The organism is Halovulum marinum (assembly GCF_009697225.1).
Lineage (GTDB): Bacteria > Pseudomonadota > Alphaproteobacteria > Rhodobacterales > Rhodobacteraceae > Halovulum > Halovulum marinum.
Window position 1 is genome coordinate 18,102 of sequence record NZ_WIND01000021.1, and the last position, 21,311, is coordinate 39,412.

The 21,311-nt window shown below is 70.5% G+C and carries 21 protein-coding genes; 12 read left to right on the forward strand and 9 right to left on the reverse strand.

What is annotated here, in order from left to right:
- Positions 1-111 precede the first annotated feature (111 nt).
- Positions 112-936 carry an ABC transporter permease gene (locus GE300_RS18405; RefSeq protein WP_154448807.1) on the reverse strand — a complete coding sequence of 275 codons (825 nt, stop codon included), beginning with the start codon at positions 934-936 and terminating at the stop codon, positions 112-114.
- A 114-nt stretch (positions 937-1,050) separates the two neighbouring features.
- Here GE300_RS18405 and cysQ point away from each other — a divergent pair, with 114 nt between their 5' ends.
- The 8 genes from cysQ (at position 1,051) to GE300_RS18445 (ending at position 10,028) form a co-directional block, all read left to right on the forward strand.
- Positions 1,051-1,851 (forward strand): 3'(2'),5'-bisphosphate nucleotidase CysQ, encoded by an 801-nt coding sequence (gene cysQ, locus GE300_RS18410; protein WP_154448809.1) that lies wholly within the window; start codon positions 1,051-1,053, stop codon positions 1,849-1,851.
- Positions 1,848-2,648, forward strand: a complete 801-nt coding sequence (locus GE300_RS18415) for a 3-deoxy-manno-octulosonate cytidylyltransferase (protein WP_325063314.1) — start codon at positions 1,848-1,850, stop codon at positions 2,646-2,648. Before cysQ ends, GE300_RS18415 begins: the two co-directional genes overlap by 4 nt.
- The gene (locus GE300_RS18420) at positions 2,645-3,862 is read left to right on the forward strand and encodes a glycosyltransferase family 2 protein (RefSeq protein WP_154448811.1); all 1,218 of its coding nucleotides are present in this window, start codon (positions 2,645-2,647) and stop codon (positions 3,860-3,862) included. The genes GE300_RS18415 and GE300_RS18420 overlap by 4 nt, the downstream gene beginning before the upstream one ends.
- A gap of 197 nt (positions 3,863-4,059) precedes the next feature.
- On the forward strand, positions 4,060-4,956 hold the full coding sequence (gene galU, locus GE300_RS18425) for a UTP--glucose-1-phosphate uridylyltransferase GalU (RefSeq protein WP_154448813.1): 897 nt from the start codon (positions 4,060-4,062) through the stop codon (positions 4,954-4,956).
- 75 nt (positions 4,957-5,031) lie between these two features.
- Positions 5,032-6,015, forward strand: coding sequence for a UDP-glucose 4-epimerase GalE (galE, locus tag GE300_RS18430; RefSeq protein WP_154448815.1), 984 nt, complete (start codon positions 5,032-5,034; stop codon positions 6,013-6,015).
- The gene (locus GE300_RS18435; protein ID WP_154448817.1) at positions 5,979-7,316 is read left to right on the forward strand and encodes a glycosyltransferase; all 1,338 of its coding nucleotides are present in this window, start codon (positions 5,979-5,981) and stop codon (positions 7,314-7,316) included. Before galE ends, GE300_RS18435 begins: the two co-directional genes overlap by 37 nt.
- 4 nt (positions 7,317-7,320) lie before the next feature.
- Positions 7,321-8,340 (forward strand): glycosyltransferase family 2 protein, encoded by a 1,020-nt coding sequence (locus GE300_RS18440; protein WP_154448819.1) that lies wholly within the window; start codon positions 7,321-7,323, stop codon positions 8,338-8,340.
- Positions 8,337-10,028 (forward strand): DUF5927 domain-containing protein, encoded by a 1,692-nt coding sequence (locus GE300_RS18445; RefSeq protein WP_154448821.1) that lies wholly within the window; start codon positions 8,337-8,339, stop codon positions 10,026-10,028. Before GE300_RS18440 ends, GE300_RS18445 begins: the two co-directional genes overlap by 4 nt.
- Positions 10,029-10,161: 133 nt before the next feature.
- Here GE300_RS18445 and ptsN read toward each other — a convergent pair whose 3' ends face one another.
- The 7 genes from ptsN to GE300_RS18480 form a co-directional block, all read right to left on the reverse strand.
- The gene (gene ptsN, locus GE300_RS18450; RefSeq protein ID WP_154448823.1) at positions 10,162-10,626 is read right to left on the reverse strand and encodes a PTS IIA-like nitrogen regulatory protein PtsN; all 465 of its coding nucleotides are present in this window, start codon (positions 10,624-10,626) and stop codon (positions 10,162-10,164) included.
- Between the two features lie 25 nt (positions 10,627-10,651).
- The gene (hpf, locus tag GE300_RS18455) at positions 10,652-11,239 is read right to left on the reverse strand and encodes a ribosome hibernation-promoting factor, HPF/YfiA family (protein WP_154448826.1); all 588 of its coding nucleotides are present in this window, start codon (positions 11,237-11,239) and stop codon (positions 10,652-10,654) included.
- 216 nt (positions 11,240-11,455) lie between these two features.
- Complete coding sequence (lptB, locus tag GE300_RS18460; protein ID WP_325063315.1) at positions 11,456-12,208, reverse strand: LPS export ABC transporter ATP-binding protein; 753 nt, start codon at positions 12,206-12,208, stop codon at positions 11,456-11,458.
- Entirely contained in the window at positions 12,205-12,702 is a 498-nt protein-coding gene (lptA, locus tag GE300_RS18465) for a lipopolysaccharide transport periplasmic protein LptA (RefSeq protein ID WP_154448828.1), read from the reverse strand. Before lptA ends, lptB begins: the two co-directional genes overlap by 4 nt.
- Positions 12,699-13,304: a hypothetical protein gene (locus GE300_RS18470; RefSeq protein ID WP_154448830.1), complete on the reverse strand. Its 606-nt coding sequence runs from the start codon at positions 13,302-13,304 to the stop codon at positions 12,699-12,701. Before GE300_RS18470 ends, lptA begins: the two co-directional genes overlap by 4 nt.
- A gap of 43 nt (positions 13,305-13,347) precedes the next feature.
- A complete protein-coding gene (locus GE300_RS18475; RefSeq protein WP_325063316.1) occupies positions 13,348-14,325 on the reverse strand; it encodes a KpsF/GutQ family sugar-phosphate isomerase in 978 nt (325 codons plus the stop codon).
- A gap of 11 nt (positions 14,326-14,336) precedes the next feature.
- Positions 14,337-14,948, reverse strand: a complete 612-nt coding sequence (locus GE300_RS18480; RefSeq protein ID WP_154448834.1) for a ribonuclease D — start codon at positions 14,946-14,948, stop codon at positions 14,337-14,339.
- A gap of 347 nt (positions 14,949-15,295) precedes the next feature.
- Between GE300_RS18480 and GE300_RS18485 the strand changes: the two genes are divergently transcribed.
- A complete protein-coding gene (locus GE300_RS18485) occupies positions 15,296-16,138 on the forward strand; it encodes a cytochrome b/b6 domain-containing protein (protein ID WP_154448874.1) in 843 nt (280 codons plus the stop codon).
- Positions 16,135-16,899 (forward strand): molybdopterin-binding protein, encoded by a 765-nt coding sequence (locus GE300_RS23750; protein ID WP_325063317.1) that lies wholly within the window; start codon positions 16,135-16,137, stop codon positions 16,897-16,899. Before GE300_RS18485 ends, GE300_RS23750 begins: the two co-directional genes overlap by 4 nt.
- Positions 16,900-16,932: 33 nt before the next feature.
- Here the strand turns inward: GE300_RS23750 and GE300_RS18495 are convergent, their stop codons facing one another.
- Positions 16,933-18,549 (reverse strand): GMC family oxidoreductase, encoded by a 1,617-nt coding sequence (locus tag GE300_RS18495; RefSeq protein ID WP_154448836.1) that lies wholly within the window; start codon positions 18,547-18,549, stop codon positions 16,933-16,935.
- Positions 18,550-18,797: 248 nt separating this feature from the next.
- On the opposite strand from GE300_RS18495, the gene GE300_RS18500 reads away from it, so the two are divergent.
- Positions 18,798-20,267: an aldehyde dehydrogenase family protein gene (locus GE300_RS18500; RefSeq protein WP_233417174.1), complete on the forward strand. Its 1,470-nt coding sequence runs from the start codon at positions 18,798-18,800 to the stop codon at positions 20,265-20,267.
- 53 nt (positions 20,268-20,320) lie between these two features.
- Positions 20,321-21,295, forward strand: coding sequence for an ABC transporter substrate-binding protein (locus GE300_RS18505; protein WP_154448838.1), 975 nt, complete (start codon positions 20,321-20,323; stop codon positions 21,293-21,295).
- Positions 21,296-21,311 lie beyond the last annotated feature (16 nt).

Genomic DNA, 21,311 nt, shown 5'->3' on the forward strand with positions numbered 1-21,311 from the left:
GCGCGGGCGCACCGCCGACGCGGGGCCGACGCGGGGCCGACGCGGGCCCGACGCGGGGCCAGCCTTGGGCGCGCAGGGGCTTTCGGCCGGCGCTGCGCGGTCCCGGCAGGCCTAGTGGGTTGCGGCGGTCGAGCGGCTGACGGTCTTGCGCAGCCAGAACTCGCCCATCATGCCCACCACAAGGCCGATGATGACGAACATCAGCGGGTAATCGATCGAGGTCTTGTTGGGGTAGTAGTTGACGAAGGCGGCGCCGCGCGCCTGGTCGATCGAATGGAACAGCGGGTTCCAGGCGAAATAGGGCAGCATCGCGTTGGGCAGCAGGTTGGCGACGAAGAACTTGCCGCTGGTGATCAGGTTGGCGCGCTGGTAGATCGTCGAGACCATCCGCATCGCGGTGGGCGCGAACGGCTTGATCAGCAGGAACAGCAGACCGATCACCACGCCGCTGGCCCAGGCCAGGAAGAACGGCAGGATCAGCGCCGCCGGATCGTGCAGTTCCAGCTCTCCTTTGGCGATGTAGAGCCCGGTCAGGATCACCCCCATCGCCAGCACGTGCAGGTACAGCCCCGCCAGCGCCGAGGACACGATCATCAGCGTCGGCGTCATCGGTGCGTGCTGCATCATCGGCGAGACCACCGAGCCGGCGGTCACCGTGCGCTGGACGGCGTTGTTGTGCATGAAGAACAGCAGCACGCCGGTCACCAGGAACAGGATCGTGTCGCCGCGGATGATCGAGCCGCGCAGGCCGATCACCTCGTACATGACATAGAAGATCGCGACCATCATCAGCACGCGGGCGATGGCGCCGATGATGCCCAGCGCGGCGTTGCCGCTCTCGCTGCGAATCTCCCGCACGATGGTGAAGAACGTCAGCTCGATGAAGAAGAAGGCCTCCATCAGCAGCGACGTGCGATTCTCGGGCGAGGTGCTCATGCGCCTTCCTGCAGGCAAAATTGTCAACGGGACGCTACCGCATCCGGTTTGGGGCTGCAAACCGTCCGGCGAGTGGCTAGTAATCCAGCGACTCGTCTAGCAGGGGATTGATCGATGGACATGGAACGGCTGACGCCGGTGCTGCGGCGGCTCGCGCTCGAGGCCGGGGCGAAGATCATGGAGATCTACGACGCCGACGACTTCGACGTGCGCGCGAAATCCGACGACAGCCCGGTCACCGCCGCCGACGAGGCCGCCGACGCGCTGATCGCCGCCGGCCTGCGCGAGGCCTTTCCCGACACCGCCGTGATCACCGAGGAGCAGGCCGAAAGCCACAAGCTGGACGCCGCCAGCTTCCTGATCGTCGACCCGCTGGACGGCACCAAGGAGTTCGTCAAGCGCCGCGGCGACTTCACCGTGAACATCGCCTATGTGGCCGACGGGCAGCCGGTGCGCGGCGTCGTCTACGCGCCGGCGAAGAACCGCCTGTTCTACACCCGGCCCGACGGCGCCACCGTCGAGGAGACCGGCCCGTTCGGCCTTGATGCGCCGGGCGAGACGCGGCCGCTGAAGGTGCGCACCCCCGACGAAAGCGCGCTGATCGTTGTGGCGTCGAAATCGCACCGCGATGCCGCCACCGACGACTACATCAACCGCTACAGCGTCGCCGACTCGGCCGCCGCCGGCTCGTCGCTGAAGTTCTGTCTGGTCGCCGCTGGCGAGGCCGACCTCTATCCGCGCCTGGGCCGCACCATGGAATGGGACACCGCCGCCGGGCACGCGGTGCTGAACGGCGCCGGCGGCAGGGTGGTCCGGTTCGACGACCACTCGCCGCTGACCTACGGCAAGCCGGGCTACGAGAACCCGTTCTTCATCGCCTACGCCCCCGGCGTCACCCTGAGGCCCGCCAGGTGACCGCGACCATCGTCATCCCGGCGCGCTACGCCTCCAGCCGCTATCCCGGCAAGCCGCTGGTCGAGCTGACCGGCGCCACCGGGCAGGCGCGCAGCCTGCTGCGCCGCAGTTGGGACGCGGCGGTGCAGGTCCCCGGCGTGCGCCGCGTCGTGGTGGCGACAGACGATGACCGCATCGCCCGCCACGCCAGCGGTTTCGGCGCCGAGGTGGTGATGACGCCGGACAGCTGCCGCAACGGCACCGAGCGCTGCGCCGCCGCGCTGCAGGAACTATCGCCCAGCGCCGGCGAGGTGATCGTCAACCTGCAGGGCGACGCGCCGCTGACGCCGCCCTGGTTCGTCTCGGCGCTGGTCGAGGCGATGGCGGTGCCCGCGACGCAGGTCGCGACGCCCGTGCTGCGGCTGGAGGCCGAGGCGCTGTCGAGTTTCCTCGACGACCGCGGCGCCGGGCTGGTCGGCGGCACCACCGCGGTGTTCGACAACGCCGGGCGCGCGCTGTACTTCTCCAAGGAAGTGATCCCCTACACCGGCCGCCGGTTCGCCAGGGGCGAGCGGACGCCGGCGTTCCACCATGTCGGCGTCTATGCCTACCGGCCCACCGCGCTGAAAGCCTATGCCGGCTGGCCCGAGGGCCGGCTGGAGCGCTGGGAGGGGCTGGAGCAGCTGCGCTTCATGGAAAACGGCGTGCCGGTGACCTGCGTCGAGGTCGAGGCCCGCGGCCGCGCGTTCTGGGAGCTGAACAACCCGGCCGACGTCGCGCGCATCGAGGCGATCCTGAGGGACCTCGGGCAGGCATGACCGACCGCATGGCGGTCAGCGTCGTCGTCGTCAGCCGCGGCCGGCCCGCGTCGCTGGCGGTCACGCTGAAGGGGCTGGAGTACCAGCGTCACGACCGGTTCGAGCTGATCGTGGTGTCGGACCTGGCCCCGGCCGACCGCCCGCCGACCCGGCTGGCGCCGCGCTGGATCCGCTTCGACGAGGCCAACCTCTCGCGCGCGCGCAACCTCGGCATCGCCGCCGCGCGCGGCGAGATCGTGGCGTTCTGCGACGACGACGCGGTGCCGGAGTACGGCTGGCTGGACGCGCTGAGCGCGCCGTTCGCCGACCCGGCGATCGGCGCGGCGGGCGGCTTCGTGCGCGGGCGCAACGGCGTCAGCTTCCAGTGGCGCTGCAGCGTCTTCGACCGCTGCGGCCGGGACTTCGCACAGGCCGTCGACCCGGCAGCGCCGACCGTGTTCGCCCCCGACGCGGCGCGGTTCCTGAAGACCGTGGGCACCAACTGCGCCTTCCGCCGGACCGCGCTGACCGGGATCGGCGGCTTCGACGAGGCGTTTCGCTTCTTCCTCGACGAGGCCGACGTCAACCTGCGCCTGTCGCAGGCCGGCTGGTCGGCGGCGATCGTGCCGCTGGCCGAGGTGCACCACGGCTTCGCCGCCGGGCCGCTGCGCACCCGCCGCCGGGTGCCGACCTCGCTGTTCGAGATCGGCGCCAGCCTGGCGCATTTCCTGAACCGGCACGCCGCGCCCGCGGACATCGCTCCCCGGCTGGACGAGTTCCGCGCCGAGCAGCGCCGTCGGCTGCGCCAGCATCACCTGATCGGCCAGCTTGACGGGCCGGCCATGCGGCGTCTGCTGCAGGGCCTCGAGGACGGGTTCGCCGATGGCGCCTGCCGGACGGCGGGCCCGGCCCGTTTCGCGGACTGCGCCGAAGGCGGTTTCGTGCCGGCGCCGCGGATCGCCTCGGGACGGCGCGTGTGCCTGGTGGGCGGGCCGGTGCGCCGCGGCGCGGCCGTCGCCCGCGCCCGCGAGGCCGCGGCGCGGGGCGACGAGGTCACGCTGATCCTGGTCGAGCCGACGCCCCGGCCGCTGGCGGTGCGGTTCGGCGGCGACGGCGTCTTCCGCCACCGCATCGGCCTGCTCGGCAAGTCCGAGCGCACGCGGCGGCGCCGCATCGCGACCCCGGCGGCGCGGGTGCGCGCCGAACGCGCGCGGATCGCTGCTCAGCGCGGCTGAACCGGCTCCCGCGCCGAAAGATCGCCGCAATGAGGGACTATCGAGATCCCGGCATGAACCGGGGTCGGCGTCTACCTGCCGTTTACCACTTCCGCCCTATGTGGTGTGGTAAATGTGGTGTACGCGGCATGGGAAATGTCGCACAACGGGACTGGCTGCGACGTGCGGCCTTTGGGGAAATTCAGGAGGCGTACGGCATGGCGCGCAAGGTTCGCAAGGCAGTCTTTCCGGTGGCGGGCTTGGGGACCCGCTTCCTGCCGGCTACGAAGTCGATTCCCAAGGAAATTCTGACCCTGGTCGACCGCCCGCTGATCCAGTACGCCATCGACGAGGCCCGCGAGGCCGGCATCACCGAATTCATCTTCGTCACCTCGCGCGGCAAGTCCGCACTGGAAGACTATTTCGACCGCGCGCCCGAGCTGGAGGCGTCGCTGCGCGAGCGGAAGAAGAAGGCGCTGCTGGACAAGCTCAAGATGACAAACATGGGCAGCGGCGCCATCGCCTATGTCCGCCAGCACGAGGCGCTGGGCCTGGGCCACGCGGTCTGGTGCGCCCGCCGGCTGATCGCCAACGAACCCTTCGCCGTGCTGCTGCCCGACGACGTGATCCAGGCCGACCGCTCGTGCCTGGCGCAGATGGTCGAGGCCTATGACGAGATCGGCGGCGGCAACATGGTCGCCGCGATGGAGGTCCCGCAGGAGATGACCTCGGCCTACGGCGTGCTCGACGTGCGCGAGGATCGGGGCCGCGTGGTCAGCGTCGGCGGCATGGTCGAGAAGCCGGAGCCGGCCGACGCGCCGTCGAACCTGGCGGTGATCGGCCGCTACATCCTGACCCCGCAGGTGCTGCGCAATCTCAACAAGATGACCCGCGGCGCCGGCGGCGAGATCCAGCTGACCGACGCCATCGCCGCCGAGATCGAAAGCTCGGACAACGTCACCGGCTTCCGCTTTTCCGGCCGGCGTTACGACTGCGGCTCGAAGGCCGGGTTCCTGCAGGCCACGGTCGCCTTCGGCCTGCAGCATCCCGAGCTGGGCGAGGAATTCCGCGGCTACCTCGACGGCCTGTCGGTCACCGCGCAGGCCGCGGAATGACGATCCGGGCCGCCGACCCCAGCGCCGGCGGCCCCGAGCACCACCGACTGCGATAAGAAACGAAAGAGGCACAACATGCAGAGCGTTCTCGTGACCGGCGGCGCCGGTTATATCGGAAGCCATGCCTGCAAGCGCCTGGCCGAGGCGGGCTATGATCCGGTCACCTACGACAACCTGTCCACCGGGTGGGCCCAGGCGGTGAAGTTCGGCCCGTTCGAACAGGGCGACCTGCTGGACCGCGCGCGCCTCGACGCGGTGCTGGCGGCGCATCGCCCGGTGGCGGTGATGCACTTCGCGGCGCTGTCCGACGTCGGCCAGTCGATGCGCGACCCGGCGCTCTACTGGCGCAACAACGTCTGCGGCTCGATGACGCTGCTGGATGCGGTCACCGCCGCCGGCATCGACGCCTTCGTGTTCTCGTCCACCTGCGCCACCTACGGCGAGCAGGACGGGGTGATGCTGGACGAAGGCTGCGCGCAGCAGCCGATCAACGCCTACGGCGGCTCCAAGCGCGCGGTCGAGGACATGCTGCGCGACTACGGCCGGCAATCCGGCCTGCGCCACGTCGCGTTCCGCTACTTCAACGTCGCCGGCGCCGACCCCGACCGGCAGGTCGGCGAGTGCCACCGCCCCGAGACGCACCTGATCCCGCTGGCGCTGGACGCGGTGCGCGGCCGGCGCGAGCATCTGACGATTTTCGGCACCGACTACCGGACCCCGGACGGCACCTGCATCCGCGACTACGTCCATGTGCTGGATCTGGTCGACGCCCATGTCCGCGGGCTGGAACATCTGCTGGCGGGCGGCGACGGCGGCGTGTTCAACCTCGGCACCGGGCGCGGCTTCTCGGTGCGCGAGGTGATCGACGCCGTGGGCGACGTCACCGACGCGCCGGTGCCGGTGGTCGAGGGCGCGCGCCGCCCCGGCGACTGCACCGCGCTGGTCTCGGGCAGCCGGCTGGCCGAGGCGGTGCTGGGCTGGCGGCCGCAGCGGTCCGACCTGCGCACCATGATCTCGGACGCGTGGGGCTGGCACCAGATGCCCGGCTACAGCGCCTGACGGTGCTGATGCGGCCCGACAGCCCGGAGCCCGGCAGCCCGGAGCCCGGCAGCCCGGACCCCGGCCGCCCGGACATCGTGCTGGATGTCAGCCGCACCGTCTCGCGCTTCGGCGCGGGCGGGGATACCGGCGTCGACCGGGTCGAGCGCGCCTATGTGCGCCACCTGCTGGCCCGCGGCGGGCGCGTGTTCTTCCTGACCCGGGTGCTGGGCGGCATGGCGCTGCTGGACGCGCGCGGCATGACCGCGCTGCTGGCCCATACCGACGCCCCGGGCACCCTGCCCGCGCCCGACGCGCTGGGGCTGGCGGCGCGGCGGCAGAGCCCGGCGCGGCGGCGCGCGGAAAGCGCGGTGCGCCGGCTGGCGCTGGGCTGGGCGCGGCACGGGCGGGCGGCGGCGATGCTGGGCGGGCACCTGCGGTCCGGCTTCACCTGCGTCAACGTCGGTCACCTGCACCTGGAGCCGCGGGTGCTGTCCTGCCTGCGCAGCGCCGGCTGCGCGACGCTGGCGGTTATGATCCACGACGTGATCCCGCTGGATTTCCCCGAGTTCGCCCGCCCCGGCGTGCCGGAGCGGTTCCGGGCGATGCTGGAGCAGGTCGCCGCCGAGGCCGATCTGCTGATCTTCAACTCCGACGACACCGCGCGGCGCACCCTGCGCCGCCTGCCCGGCCGGGTGCCGGACACGGTCACGGCGCTGCTGGGGGTCGATCCGCTGGCGCCCGACCGCATGCCGCCGCGCGCCGACGGCACGCACCCCTCGTTCGTGGTGCTGGGCACGATCGAGCCGCGCAAGAACCACCTGCTGCTGCTGTCGGTCTGGCGCCAGCTGGCCGAGGAACTGCCGGAGGCGCAGGTGCCGCACCTGCACGTGATCGGCCGCCGCGGCTGGGAGAACCAGAACATCACCGCGATCCTGGACCGGGCGCCGTTCATGAACCGCTTCGTGTTCGAGCACGGCTTCCTGCCCGACGACGCGCTGGCGGCGCGGCTGGGCGCGGCGCGGGCGCTGCTGTTCCCCTCGTTCGCCGAGGGCTACGGCTTTCCGCTGGCCGAGGCGCTGCAGATGGGCGTGCCGGCGATCTGCGCCGACCTGCCGGTCTACCGCGAGCTTGCCGGCGGAATTCCGACCTACCTGGACCCGCTGGATGGACCCGGCTGGAAACATGCGGTACTTTCTGCGACGCAAAAAGGCGAGCGTCACGAACCCGGGCAGGTCTCCGTTCCGAAATGGGAAACGCATTTCGCGTCAGTGTTCGACCGAATGGCGGCGATCAGGCGCGAGAGGGGGCAGGTCGGCTGAACCGATGGGACTGGTAAGGCAATACAACCGTGCCATGCTCCGCTGGGAGCGGACGCAGCTGCTGCTTCGGGGCCTGCGCAGCCAGGTGGCGCTGCGCCGCCGCGCCGACCGCAGCGCGCAGATCCGGCCGCGCGACATCCTGCTGTTCGCCACCGTCCGCAACGAGCGGGTGCGCCTGCCGTACTTCCTCGACTATTACCGCAGGCTCGGGGTCGACCATTTCCTGATCGTCGACAACGACAGCACCGACGGCAGCGGCGCCTTCCTTGCCGCGCAAGCCGACGTCAGCGTCTGGCACACCGGCGCCAGCTACAAGCGGGCGCGCTACGGCGTCGACTGGATCAACGGGCTGCTCAGCCGCCACGGCCACGGTCACTGGGTGCTGACCGTCGATGTCGACGAGTTCCTGGTCTACCCCTACCACGACACCCGGCCGCTGCCGGCGCTGACCGACTGGCTGGACAGTTGCAGGCACACCAGCTTCGGCACGCTGCTGCTGGACATGTACTCCGACGGGCCGATCGCCGAGACCGCCTATGCCGAGGGCGACGATCCGTTCCGCACCCTGGAATGGTTCGACGCGGCGAACTATTCCTTTGACCGCAACGGCAAGTACCGCGACCTGTGGATCCAGGGCGGCCCGCGCCAGCGCGTGTTCTTCGCCGGGGCGCCCGAGCTGGGGCCGGCGCTGAACAAGGTGCCGCTGGTGCGCTGGCGGCGGGGCATGGTCTATCGCTCGTCCACCCACACGCTGATGCCGCGCGGCCTGAACCAGGTCTATTGCGAGCGCGGCGGCGAGCGTGCCTGCGGGGTCCTGCTGCACGCCAAGTTCCTGGAGCTGTTCGGCCACAAGGCGCGCGAGGAGATCGACCGCGGCCAGCACTACGCCGCCAGCCGCGAGTACCGCGTCTACGACGACAAGATGTCCGAGGGGCTGGCGATGTGGACGCCGCGCTCGACCCGCTACGAGGGCTGGCGCCAGCTCGAGGATCTTGGTCTCATCTCGCCGGGAAGCTGGGCATGATCGGGGTCGTCCTGCTGGCGCACGAACAGGTGCGGCGCACCGCCCAGCTTGCGCTGCACATGGCGCGGCACGGCTGCCGGGTGGCGCTGCACCTCGACGCCCGGGTTCAGCGCGGCGACATGCAGATCCTCAACGGGCTGCTGCTGGAGCACCCCAACGTGGTGTTCGTGCCGCGCCGGCGCTGCCACTGGGGCACCTTCAGCCTGGTCGATGCCAGCCTCGACGCGGTGCGCCTGCTGCTCGACCGCTGGCCCGGGATCACCCATGTCTGCCAGCTGTCCGGTTCGTGCCTGCCGATCAAGCCGGTCGAGGCGCTGGCCGAGCATCTGAACCGGCACCAGGGGGTCGATTTCATCGAATCCGTGCCGGTGGCCGAGGACGCCTGGGTGGTCGACGGTCTCTCGCACGAGCGTTTCAGCCTGTACCACCCGCTGCCCTGGCGGCGCTACCGCTGGCTGTTCGACCGCAATGTCGAACTGCAGCGCCTGCTGCGGGTGAAACGGCCGATGCCGCGGGGGCTGGAGCCGCGGATCGGCTCGCAATGGTGGTGCCTGAGCCGGCAGACCCTGCAGGCGATCATGACCGACCCGCACCTGCCGGAGTACTGCCGCTTCTTCCGCAGGACCTGGATTCCCGACGAAAGCTTCTTCCAGTCGCTCGCCGGCCGGCATTCGCACCGGATCACCAGCGCGCCGCTGACCTTCGTGCGCTTCGATCCGCAGGGCAAGCCCTATGTGTTCTACGACGACCACCTCGAGTTGCTGCTGCAGGCCGAGGGCTTTTTTGCGCGCAAGGTCTGGCGCGGCGCGAACCGGCTGTACCAGACGTTCCTCAATCCCGGGCTGCACGAGCTGCTGCCGGGCGTGCCGGACAACAGCCGGCTGCTGCGGCGGTTCGAGCGGGCGCGGCGGCTGCATGTCCACGGCCGGCCCGGGCTGGTCGGCCACGGCCGGCATTCCGGCCGGCGGCAGGCGGGGCAGTACGAGACCGCGCGCCCCTATGTCGTGATCGACGGGATCGAGCGGGCATTCCTGCATCTGCGCGACGAGCTGAACGCCCTGCCCGGCGTCGTCGCCCACGGCCGCCTGTTCGGCCCCGGCCCGGCGGAATTCGCCGACGGCGCCGAGGTGTTCACCGGAAACCTGTCCGCCAACCCGCGGATCCGCGACCACAAGCCGGCGCATTTCCTGTCCAAGCTGGTCTGGGCCGAGCGGCCGCGGACGCAGGTGATGCTGCACGACTTCGCCGCCAACTCGGTGATGAACGGCTTCTTCCTGCGCGATCCGCACGCGAACATCCTGCGCCTGTCGGATGGCTGGCTGCTCAGATTGTGCGATCTGTGGCGCGCGGATCGCGCCGCGCTGGCTCGGGAATTGCCCGGCTGCCTGACGCGGGAGCGCCGCGTGACGCAGGAGTTCGGCGCGGTGGCGCAGCCCGACCGGGTGGTGAGCGTGTCGCTGTGCGAGGTGCTGCGCGGCGGGGTCGCGCTGTCGGACCGCCTGACCCGGCACATGCCCGAGCCGCTGCGCCGCGCGCCGGTGTTCTCGGGCGCGCGCCTGCCGGCGGATTTCGGTCCGTTTCTGGCCGATCTGGCCGATGCGCCGGGCTGCCCCGGCGCGGTGGCGGAACTGGCGGCCGAAGTCACCCGCTATGACCGCCTGACCCGGGCACTGCAGCGCAAGACCTGACCGGCGCGTGGCGCCATCGCCGCGCGCCGCCCCTGCATGGGGCCGCGATCCGTCTTGTCAGAAGTTCCCGCGCCGCGGCTATGTGCGGCCGGCCCGGCGCGTGGCCCCGGACGGCCGCGGATAGTGCGGCCTCTCAGGCAGCCTGAGAGGCCTCGTCAGCGGTCATGATCGCAAAGATCGCCTGCGCATCCGGTGTGGAGCGGATCTTGGCGCAGGTCTGGTCGTCGCGCAGCAGGCGCGATACCCGCGCCAGCGCCTTGAGGTGCTCGGCGCCGGAATCCAGCGGCGCCAGCAGCACGAACACCAGATCGACCGGCTTGCGGTCGACCGAGTCGAAGGGGATCGGCGTGTCCAGCTTGAAGAACAGCCCGGTCACGCGGCTGATGCCCTCGACCCGCCCGTGCGGGATCGCGACCCCGCGGCCGACACCGGTCGGGCCCAGGCTCTCGCGCTCCAGCAGGGTGGTCAGCACCGTGTTCTCGTCCAGTGACAGTCGAGCCGCCGCTGCCTGTGCGATGTCCTGAAACAGCCGTTTCTTGCTCTGCACACGCAGCGGCGAGATCACCGCCTCCGGATCGAGGATATCGGTAATATCCATGTCCTGGATTGCTCCTGTTCTGACGTCAGGCCGAGGCCGCGTTGCGCGGATCGACCCAGCCGATGTTGCCATCGTCGCGCCGGTACACGACGTTCACGCCGCCATGCGAGTCGTTGCGGAAGACAAGCAGCGGCGCACCGGCGAGTTCCATCTGCATCACGGCCTCTCCCACGGAAAGGGACTGAACCCTGGTCTCCATTTCGGCCACGATGACCGGCTGCAGGGATTCGGGCTCGTCCTCTTCCTCGAATTCCTCGGCGCCGGGTTGGAGGATATACGACGAGGCCTCCATGAACTCAATGGGGTTCTGTCGTTTCTGGTGATGATCCTTCAGCCGGCGCTTGTAGCGGCGCAGCTGCTTGTCCATGCGCTCCAGCGCGCCGTCGAAACAGTCGTAGATGTCGTTCGCCCGCGAGCGTGCCTGCGCCGTCATCCCGGTGGACAGGTGCACCGAGGCGTCGCAGCAGAACTCGTGCGCGATCTTCGAGAAGGTCACAGCCGCCTCGACGGGACGGCCGGCATATTTGCCGACCACTTCGCTGAGCCGATCGTTGACATGGGTGGTCAGGGCATCCCCCACGTCCAGCTGCTTGCCGTTGACCTGTATCTGCATGGCGACTCCCTTTGATCCGTCGACTTGGCGTCCGATTCGGTGTTCTGCGGTCTTTTTGGGCCGGTTGGCCGGGCCTTTCGGATCCGGAAACCGCGCCCGCGATGCGCGGTGGTCCCGGCTCCTGACGCCAGCGGAATGTGATGAAGATATGGTTCGTGCAGAGACCATGCCCGCAGGGTAAGCGGCGGTCGGGCGGCACGCAACGGTTTTGCGACGTCAGATCCGGAAGCCGTCCCCCAGATATACACGGCGAACATTGTCGTCCTGCACAACCTGTTGTGGCGTGCCGCTCATCATCACGCTTCCGTCATGCAAGATATAGGCGCGATCGACGATTTCCAGTGTCTCGCGCACGTTATGGTCCGTGATCAGCACCCCCAGCCCGCGGGTCTTCAGCTGCGCCACCAGCGCGCGGATCTCGCCCACCGCGATCGGGTCGACCCCGGCGAACGGCTCGTCGAGCAGCACGAAGCTGGGCCTGCTGGCCAGGCAGCGGGCGATCTCGACCCGGCGCCGCTCGCCGCCCGACAGCGCGATCGCGGGGGCCCGGCGCAGGTGGGTGATCGAGAACTCGCCCAGCAGCTCGTCCAGCTGCCGGCGCTGCTTCGAGCGAACCGGCTCGTGCAGCTCCAGCACCGCACGGATGTTCTGCTCGACGGTCAGGCCGCGGAAGATCGACGCCTCCTGCGGCAGATAGCCGATGCCCTTGCGGGCGCGCCGGAACATCGGCAGCGCGGTGACGTCCTCGCCGTCCAGCAGCACGATGCCGCGGTCCGGCGCGACCAGCCCGCCGATGGCGTAGAAGCAGGTGGTCTTGCCGGCGCCGTTCGGACCCAGCAGCGCCACCACCTCGCCGCGGTGGACCTTCAGCGACACGTCGCGCAGCACCGGACGTTTGCGGTAGCTCTTGCCGAGGTGATGGACTTCCAGCCCGCCGCCGCCGTCGCGCAGTTCCAGCGGCGCGCTCACTGCCGCGTCTCGGGCTGCAGGATGGTCTGCACCCGCCCCTTCATCCGCGCGGTGCCGGTGTCCAGGTCGATTTCCAGCTCCTGGCCGGAAAGCGCGTTCTCGCCTTGGGTCAGCAGCACGTCGCCGGTCATGGTGATCAGCGCGCCGGCGACGTCGTAGGCGGCGGCCTGCGCCTCGGCGGCCTCGGCGCCGTTGGTCAGGGTGACGCTGCCCTCTGCCTCCATCCGGGTGACGTCGCCGGAGCGGCCGCTGCCGGAATAGAACACGGTGATGCGGTCGGCGGACATGCGCATCGTGCCCTGGCCGACCAGCACCTCGCCCTCGAACACCACCGAGCCCGCGCTCTGGTCCACGGTCAGGCTCTCGGCGCTGATCTCGACCTGCTGCGAGGAATCGTGCGCGAAGCCGCCGAACGGCACCGTCGCCTGCGCGCCGGCCACCGCGGCCGAGCCGATCCAGGCCGCCACGGCGAGGGGCAGGAAGCGCGTGTTCATTCCGGTCGGTCCTCCGGCTGCGGGATGTAGGTCACCTTGACGCCTCCGGTAAAGCGCATCAACACCTCGTTGTCGAACCCGGCGCCGCCGGCGTTCGCGGCCGGCATCATGCTCAGCGCGGCGGCCTCGATCCGCCCCGGCGGGCCGGACGCCACGATCGGCCCGGTGGCCTCCAGCGTGCTGGTGGCGATGTCGATCTCGACCAGCTCGGCCTGCGCCGCGTAGCCGTCCGAGGTGCGGATGTCGATGCCGGTCTCCAGCACCACGCGGCGCTCGGGGATGTCCAGCCGGGCGCGCTCCGAGCGCAGCTCGATCACCGCGCCGTCGCGATAGGTGACCCGGCCCGCCAGCTGCTCGACGTCGGCGATGGTCATCTCCAGATCGCGCGGCTCGACCGTCTGGGCGCGGAAGTCGTAGACGTCGCCCTCGAGGCTGGTGCCCGAGAACTGCGGCCGCGTGATCCGCAGCCCGGTGCGCAGCGCGTCCAGATCGGCGTCGTCGAATACCAGCCCGACGCCGGCGTTGCGGTCGGTATCCCACAGCAGGACCAGCCCCAGAAGCACCAGCGCCGCCGCCGGCAGCGCGACCTTCAGCAGCGCCACGACCCGCGACCGGGCCGAGCGGCGGGCGCGCGGAGGCGGCGTCTCAGCCAAGTCCCGCCCGCAGGCAGTCGTGGATGTGCAGGATGCCCTGCGGCACGCGGTCGCCCGCGTCGACCACGAACAGCGTGGTGATCTTGTCGCGGTTCATCCGCGCCAGCGCCTCGCTGGCCAGCAGGTCGGGGCGCACCGTCTTCGGGCCGGGCGTCATCACCTGCGCCGCCGAGCGGGTCATCAGGTCGGCCATGTTGCGCCGCAGGTCGCCGTCGGTGATCACGCCGATCAGCGCGCCGCCGCCGTCGACCACCCCGGCGACACCGAACCCGCGCGAGGAGATTTCCAGCAGCGCCTCGGACATCGGCGCGTCCGGGCCGACCAGCGGCAGCTCGTCGCGGCCGTGCATCAGGTCGGCGACGCTGGACACCAGCGCGCCCAGCTTGCCGCCGGGGTGGAACTCGCGGAAATTCTCGGGGGTGAAGCTGCGCTGCTCCATCATCGCCACCGCCAGCGCATCGCCCAGCGCCAGCGTCAGCGTGGTCGAGGTGGTCGGCGCCAGGCCGTTCGGGCAGGCCTCGGCGGCGGCGGGCAGGACGATGCCGTGGTCGGCCTTGCGGATCAGCGTGCTGCCCGCGTTCGAGGCGATGCCGATCATCGGGATGCCGATGCGCCGGGTATAGGCGATCAGGTCGGCCAGCTCGGGCGTCTCGCCCGAGTTCGACAGCAGCAGCACAAGGTCGTGCCGGGTGATCATGCCCATGTCGCCGTGGCTGGCTTCGGCCGGATGCACGAACAGCGCCGGCGTCCCGGTCGAGGCGAAGGTCGCCGCCATCTTGCGCGCGATATGCCCTGACTTGCCCATGCCGCTGACGATGATCCGGCCGTCGATCGACAGCATCATGGTGACGGCGCGGGCAAAGCTGCCGTCCAGCGTCTCGGCCATCAGCGCGACCGCGGAGGCCTCGAGCTGCAGCACCCGGCGGCCGCTGGCGATGAAGGCGGTCTCTGCGTCGGCGCTGCGATCCACGGCGACCCCCATCAGTGCGCGAAGATGTCGGCGTCGGCCCAGCCGGCCAGGTCCAGCGCGGCACGGTGCGGCAGGAAGTCGAAACAGGCGCGGGCGATCGCGGTGCGGCCCTCGCGCGTCAGCCGCGCCTCAAGCGCCTCGCGCACCCGGTGCAGGTACAGCACGTCCGAGGCGGCGTATTCGATCTGCGCCTCGGTCAGCTCGCGCGCGCCCCAGTCCGAAGACTGCTGCTGCTTCGACAGATCGACCCCCGCCAGTTCCTGCACCAGGTTCTTCAGGCCGTGCCGGTCGGTATAGGTGCGCACCAGCTTCGAGGCGATCTTGGTGCAGTAGACCGGCGCCGTCACCACGCCGAACCGGTGCAGCAGCACGGCGATGTCGAAGCGGCCGAAATGGAACAGCTTCAGCACTCGCGGATCGGTCAGCATCCGCGTCAGGTTCGGCGCCTCGGTCTGGTCCTGGTGGATCTGTACCACATGCGCGTCGCCGTTCCCGTCGGACAGCTGCACCACGCACAGCCGGTCGCGGTGCGGGTTCAGGCCCATCGTCTCGGTGTCGATCGCGACGATCGGTCCCAGATCCAGCCCGTCCGGCAGGTCGCGTTGGTGCAGGTGGTTGGCCATCGGGATCCCGTCGCTGTTGCTGTTCCCGGCGCGCGGCGTGCGGAACGTGCCGCGCGGGGAGTCGCCGGGGGACGTGGCGCCCGGCAAGGCTGGCACGTCCCGCGACCTGATTTTGCAGATCTGGGCATCTACTCACTTTCGGTGCGGAAATCAACGCTGCCGATTTCCGCACCGCCTGGCGGCGGCCGCCGGGCCCCGTGGCGGCCGGGCGCGGGGCGGGTCCGGCTCCGAAATTCGTGAACCGCTGTGACGCCGGCGATAGCGGTTCCTCGGTTAGACTGCGTCCGCAGGCGGATCGCACGTCCGCCGCGGATTGCCCAGAGAATGCTCAAGCGGTGAAGGACACCATGGCCGAGCAAGGCAGCACCGTACCCCGCGCCGGACCGGTCGGCGGCGATGTCGTGCGCCGTCATCACGCCGCGACGCGGCTGTGGCACTGGATCAACTTCGCCGCCCTGCTGATCCTGCTCGCCAGCGGGCTGGCGATCTTCAACGCGCATCCGATGCTGTACTGGGGCACCGACGGCGCCTACCCCGAGGACGCGTGGCTGCTGGTCGGGTCGGTCGGCGACGCCGGTTATCTGCAGATCGGCGAGCGCACCGTCGAGACCACCGGCGTTCTCGGCTACTGGGCCAACGAAAAGGGCGAGATGCGCCGCTGGGCGTTCCCCGAATGGTCGATCCTGCCGTCGAACTCGAACCTCGCGATCGCCCGGCGCTGGCACCTGACCTTCGGCTGGCTGTTCGCGCTCGGGCTCGGCGCGTTCCTTGTCGCCAGCCTGGTCAACGGCCACCTGCGCGCGCTGCTGCCCGGCCGGCGCGAGATGGCGCCCCGGCACCTGCTCGGGTGCTGCCGCGATCACGCCATGCTCCGGTTCCCCCGCGGCGCCGAGGCGATCCGCTACAACGTGCTGCAGAAGCTGTCGTACCTTGCCGTGATCGTGGTGCTGATCCCGGTGATGATCCTGACCGGGCTGGCGATGTCGCCCGGCATCGTCGCCGCGTGGCCGTGGCTGCTCGACCTGTTCGGCGGGCGCCAGTCGGCGCGGTCGGTGCACTTCATCGTCGCCGTCCTCCTGGTCCTGTTCTTCCTGGTGCACATCCTCATGATCCTGCTGTCCGGCCCGCTGAACCATCTTCGCTCGATGATCACCGGCGGCTACCGGCTGCCGAAGGAGCGGGGCCGGTGAGCCGCCGGCTGCTGACCCGCCGCCGGCTGCTGGCCGGCGCGGCGGCGGCGGCGCCGGCCACGCTGGCGGGCTGCGACCGTCTCGGCGCGAGCGCGGCGTTCCAGGACAACTTCCTGTCGCTGGGCGAATGGCTGAACTACCGGGTGCACCGGCTGCTGATCGGCGACGCGCTGGCCCGCGAGTACCGGCCCGAGGACGTCTCGCCGGTGTTCCGGACCAACGGCAACACCGAGCCGACCGACAAGACCTATGTCGCGCACGAGAAGTCCGGCTTCGCCGCCTGGCGGCTGACGGTGGACGGGCTGGTGGCCCGGCCGTCGGCGTTCACGCTGGACGAGCTTCGGGCCATGCCCGCACGCAGCCAGATCACCCGCCACGACTGCGTCGAGGGCTGGAGCTGCGTCGGGCAGTGGACCGGAGTGCCGCTGGGGCAGGTGCTGGACCGGGCCGGGCTTCTGCCGCAGGCCCGGTTCATCGTGTTTCACTGCGCCGACAGCGTGTTCGGCACCGACTACTACGAAAGCATCGACCTGGCGGACGCCTTCCATCCGCAGACGATCCTGGCCTACGGCATGAACGGCGCCCCGCTGCCCAGGGCGCACGGCGCGCCGGTGCGGCTGCGGGTGGAGCGGCAACTGGGCTACAAGCACGCCAAGTTCGTCATGCGGGTCGAGGCGGTGGCGACGCTGTCCGGCATCGGCCGGGGGCGCGGCGGCTTCTGGGAGGACCTGAGCCGCTACGAGTGGTACGCCGGCATCTGACGCGCCCCGCGAGTCCGCCCCGCCGCCGCCGGTTCAGGCGCCCATCACCAGGTCGGCGCAGCGGTCGCCCAGCATCATCGCGGCCGAGTTGGTGTTGCCGGCGACGATGTCGGGCACGGCCGCCATGTCGCAGACCCGCAGGTTGTCGACGCCGCGGACCCGCAGCCGCGAATCCAGCACCGCCATCGCATCGCCCTCCGCGCCCATGCGCGCGGTGCCCGCCGGGTGGTAGTTCGTCTTCGCGAACCGCTTGCAGTGGGCGCGCAGCGCCTCGTCGCTGTCGTCGCCGTCCTGCGGCAGCACCACGCGCGCGACGCGCCGCGCCAGCGGACCGGCGGCGAAGGCGCGCAGGAAGAAGCGCTGCCCGGCGATCATCGTCGCCATGTCGTCGGGATGCTTCAGCAGGTTGGGCGAGACCAGCGGCATGGCCGCCGGATCGGCCGAGGCCAGCCGCACCTCGCCGCGCGACTTCGGCTTGACGACGACGGTGGTGATCGTCAGCCCGTAGTCGTCGCGCAGCGCGTCCAGCGCGTCCCGGTCGAGATAGACGATCGGCACGCAGAACGCCTGGATGCTGGGCGGCGCCGCCGGATCCTCGGGGTTGACGAAGGCGCCCGCCTCGACCCCGGCCGAGGTCACCGGCCCGGCGCCGAACAGCTTGAAATGCAGCCCGTTGCGCAGCATGCGCCAGCCGACGCCCTGCCGGTAATAGCCGAAGCGGCCGGTCGCGTATGCGGTGATCGGCACCTCGGGGTGGTCGATCAGGTTCTGCCCGACGCCGGGCAGGTCCGCCGCGACGGCGATGTCGTGCGCGCGCAGCTGCGCCGCCGGGCCGAGCCCGGACAGCATCAGCAGCTTCGGCGTGACCAGCGCGCCCGCGGCGAGGATCACCTCGCCTTCGGCCCGCACCTCGTGCACCCCGTGCCGGTCGCGGTAGACCACTCCGGCGGCGCGGCCGTTCTCGATGATGATGCGCGCGACCTCGGCGCCCAGGCGGACCGTCAGGTTCGGGTTGCGGGCCTGCGGCTCGACATAGGCATAGGCGGCGGAGCAGCGTTTGCCGCGCCGGTTGGTGAACTGGTAGAAGCCGACGCCGCGCTGCGTCGGGCCGTTGAAATCGGGGTTGAACGGCTCGCCCAGCGTCTGCACCGCCTGCACGAACCAGCGCGACAGATCGTCCACATGCCCCGGATCGGACACCAGCACCGGCCCGTCGGTGCCGTGCAGATCGTTCGCCAGCCGGTCGTTGCCCTCCATCCGGCGGAAGTGCGGCAGCACGTCGTCCCAGCCCCAGCCGAGCGGATCGTTGCTGCCGTGCAGGGCCGCGTTCCAGGCGTCGTAGTCCGCGGGCCGGCCGCGCATGTAGACCTGCGCGTTGACCGAGCTGCCGCCGCCCAGCACATGCCCCTGGGGGATGTCGTGCACCCGCCCGTCAAGGTGCGCCTGCGGCGTGGTGCGGTGATAGCGCATGAACTTCGAGCCGTTGATCATCTTGAAGATCCCCGGCGGCATGTCGAGCAGCGGGTGGCGGTGGGAATGCCCGGCCTCCAGCAGCAGCACCCGCGCGCCGCTGTCGGCGGCCAGCCGGCCGGCGGCGACGCAGCCGGCGGACCCGCCGCCGACGACGATGTGGTCGAACGAGCCGGTCATCGGCGGCCCGCCGCGGCGATCGGTCCGGCGCTGATCGAATCGCGGCGCGGGCGGGCGGGGGAATGCGGCGTCATGCAGGTGTCCTCACTGGTTTTGCGCAAGTTTGATATGACCAAAATGCCAACGGGATTGCAAGTTTGTCGTCTCCGGCGCAGCACTTTTGCCCGAAACTCGTAAAAACATTTGCGCTAGTGTCATTCTATGAGTAAAACACCAAAAAGTTTGGTCAGGCCAAAAAAGGGGGGATGATGCTCGATCTGTTGCTGCAGCAGGGTGCCACAACTGCCGCGTCGATGTATGTCGGCGGTGACTGGGTGGCGTCAGATTCGCGGGCGCTGATCGAGGTCGAGAACCCCGCCACCGAAGAGATCATCGCCTCCGTTCCCGACGGCACGGCCGAGGACGCCCGCATGGCGCTGGAGGCGGCGCACCGCGCACAGCCGGCGTGGGCGGCGCTGCCGGCGATCGCGCGCGGCCGGCTGGTGGCGAAGCTGGCCGGCGCGGTCTCGGCGCAGGCCGAAGACCTTGCGCGGATCGTGACGCTGGAACAGGGCAAGCCGCTGGCGCAGGCGCGGGGCGAGATCGGCGCCGTCGTCACCTTCCTGACCTATGCCGCCGAAAGCGCGCGCCGGATCGAGGGCGACATCGTCGCCGCGGACAACCCGGACGAGGAGATCCAGATCCGGCGCCACCCCTACGGCGTGGTGGTCGGGCTGACCGCCTGGAACTATCCCGCGGCGCTGGCCGCCCGCAAGCTGGGGCCGGCGCTGGTCGCGGGCAACTCCTTCGTGCTGCTGGCGCACGAGATCACGCCGCTGTCCGGCCTGGCGCTGGCACGGCTGGCGCACCAGGTCGGGCTTCCGGCCGGCGTGTTCAACGTCGTCACCGGGCGCGGCCCGGTGGTCGGACAGGCGATGGTCGAAAGCCCGCTCAGCGGGCTGGTCACGATGACCGGCAGCACCCGTGCCGGGCGCGAGATCTACCGCGCCGGGGCGGAGGGGCTGAAGGTGATCCGGCTCGAACTGGGCGGCAAGGCGCCGTTCATCGTGATGCAGGACGCCGACATCGACGCCGCCGTCGCCGCCGCGGTCACCGCGCGGTTCACCAATTGCGGCCAGATCTGCACCTGCAACGAGCGGATGTACCTGCACCGCGACATCGCCGATGCGTTCCTGGAGAAATTCGTGGCCGCGGCCCGCGCGCTGACGATCGGCGATCCGCTGGGCGCGGTCGACCTGGGGCCGAAGGTCAGCGGCGCCGAGCGCGACAAGGTCGCCCGGATCGTCGCCCGCGCCAGGGCGGCCGGCGCCGAGGTGCTGCTCGAGGGCGGCCCGCTGACCGACGGCCGCCATGCCCGGGGCCACTGGTACGCGCCCACGGTGCTTGAGGTGTCGGACAACGCCTCGCCGGTGCTGCGCGAGGAGGTCTTCGGCCCGGCGGTCGCGGCGCTGCGCGTCGACAGCTTCGAGGCGGCGGTGGCGCATGCGAACGACACCTCCTACGGGCTGTCGGCCTACCTGTTCACGCGCAACGCCCGCGACCTCGCCCGCGCGCCGCGGCTGCTGAAATTCGGCGAACTCTACCTCAACCGCAGCAACGGCGAGGCGGTGCAGGGCTTCCACACCGGCTGGGGCCACTCCGGCCTCGGCGGCGAGGACGGCAAGTACGGGTTCGACGGCTACCTGCGCAAGCAGACCACGTATCTGAACTGGGGATGAACCCGACAATCGGCGCCGGCACCCAGCGCGGCGCACCAACCTGGAGGAATAAAATGCACCGCAGACACCTGATGACCGGCGCCACGGCGCTTGCGATCTGCCTCGGGACCTTGGCCGCCGCGCAGAGCCTGCCGCCGCTGGAGCAGAAGGAGCGCTACAAGGTCGGCTTCGCGCAGATGGAATCGAACAACCCCTGGCGCATCGCCGAGACCAAGTCGTTCCAGGACACCGCCGCGTCCTGCGGCTGGGACCTGATCGCCACCGACGCCGCCGGCTCCGCCGCCAAGCAGGTCGCCGACGTCGACAGCATGATCGCCCAGGGCATCGATGTGCTGTTCCTGCCGCCGCGCGAGGAAAAGCCGCTGATCCCGGCGGTGAAGAAGGCCAGGGCCGCCGGTATCCCGACCTTCCTGGTCGACCGCTCGGTCGATCCCGACGCCGCCAAGCCCGGCGAGGACTATGTGGCCTTCCTGGGCTCCGACTTCATCGACCAGGGCCGCCGCGTGGCCGAATGGGTGATCGAGAACTTCGACGGCGACAAGGGCATCATCGTCGAGCTCGAGGGCACCACCGGCTCGTCGCCGGCGAACGACCGCAAGCAGGGCTTCGACGAGCGCATCGTGCAGGACGACCGGTTCGAGATCGTCGCCAGCCAGACCGGCGACTTCGCCCGCGACCTCGGCCGGCAGGTGATGGAGACGCTGCTGCAGGCGCATCCGGACGTGAACATCGTCTACGCGCACAACGACGAGATGGCGATCGGCGCCATCCAGGCGCTGGAACTGGCCGGCCGCAGCCCCGGCGAGGACGTGCTGGTGGTGTCGATCGACGGCACCCGCGACGCGCTGCAGGCGATCATCGACGGCAAGATGGGCGTCACCGTCGAAAGTTCGCCGTTCTTCGGGCCGCTCGGCTGCGAGGTGATGAAACGCTACGCCGCCGGCGAGGAGATCGAGCCCTGGGTCCAGGTCAAGGACCGGATCTTCACCGCCGAGAACGCCGCCGATCACATCGACGAGGCGTACTGAGGCAGCCCGCCGGGAG

Coding starts and splice junctions, on each gene's coding strand:
- GE300_RS18445 (WP_154448821.1), top strand. CDS start 8,337: ATGATCGGGGTCGTCCTGCTGGCGCACGAACAGGTGCGGCGCACCGCC.
- GE300_RS18495 (WP_154448836.1), bottom strand. CDS start 18,549: ATGACCGGCTCGTTCGACCACATCGTCGTCGGCGGCGGGTCCGCCGGC.
- GE300_RS18420 (WP_154448811.1), top strand. CDS start 2,645: ATGACCGACCGCATGGCGGTCAGCGTCGTCGTCGTCAGCCGCGGCCGG.
- ptsN (WP_154448823.1), bottom strand. CDS start 10,626: ATGGATATTACCGATATCCTCGATCCGGAGGCGGTGATCTCGCCGCTG.
- cysQ (WP_154448809.1), top strand. CDS start 1,051: ATGGACATGGAACGGCTGACGCCGGTGCTGCGGCGGCTCGCGCTCGAG.
- GE300_RS18500 (WP_233417174.1), top strand. CDS start 18,798: ATGCTCGATCTGTTGCTGCAGCAGGGTGCCACAACTGCCGCGTCGATG.
- lptA (WP_154448828.1), bottom strand. CDS start 12,702: ATGAACACGCGCTTCCTGCCCCTCGCCGTGGCGGCCTGGATCGGCTCG.
- GE300_RS18440 (WP_154448819.1), top strand. CDS start 7,321: ATGGGACTGGTAAGGCAATACAACCGTGCCATGCTCCGCTGGGAGCGG.
- hpf (WP_154448826.1), bottom strand. CDS start 11,239: ATGCAGATACAGGTCAACGGCAAGCAGCTGGACGTGGGGGATGCCCTG.
- galU (WP_154448813.1), top strand. CDS start 4,060: ATGGCGCGCAAGGTTCGCAAGGCAGTCTTTCCGGTGGCGGGCTTGGGG.
- GE300_RS18480 (WP_154448834.1), bottom strand. CDS start 14,948: ATGGCCAACCACCTGCACCAACGCGACCTGCCGGACGGGCTGGATCTG.
- galE (WP_154448815.1), top strand. CDS start 5,032: ATGCAGAGCGTTCTCGTGACCGGCGGCGCCGGTTATATCGGAAGCCAT.
- GE300_RS18485 (WP_154448874.1), top strand. CDS start 15,296: ATGGCCGAGCAAGGCAGCACCGTACCCCGCGCCGGACCGGTCGGCGGC.
- GE300_RS18505 (WP_154448838.1), top strand. CDS start 20,321: ATGCACCGCAGACACCTGATGACCGGCGCCACGGCGCTTGCGATCTGC.
- GE300_RS18405 (WP_154448807.1), bottom strand. CDS start 936: ATGAGCACCTCGCCCGAGAATCGCACGTCGCTGCTGATGGAGGCCTTC.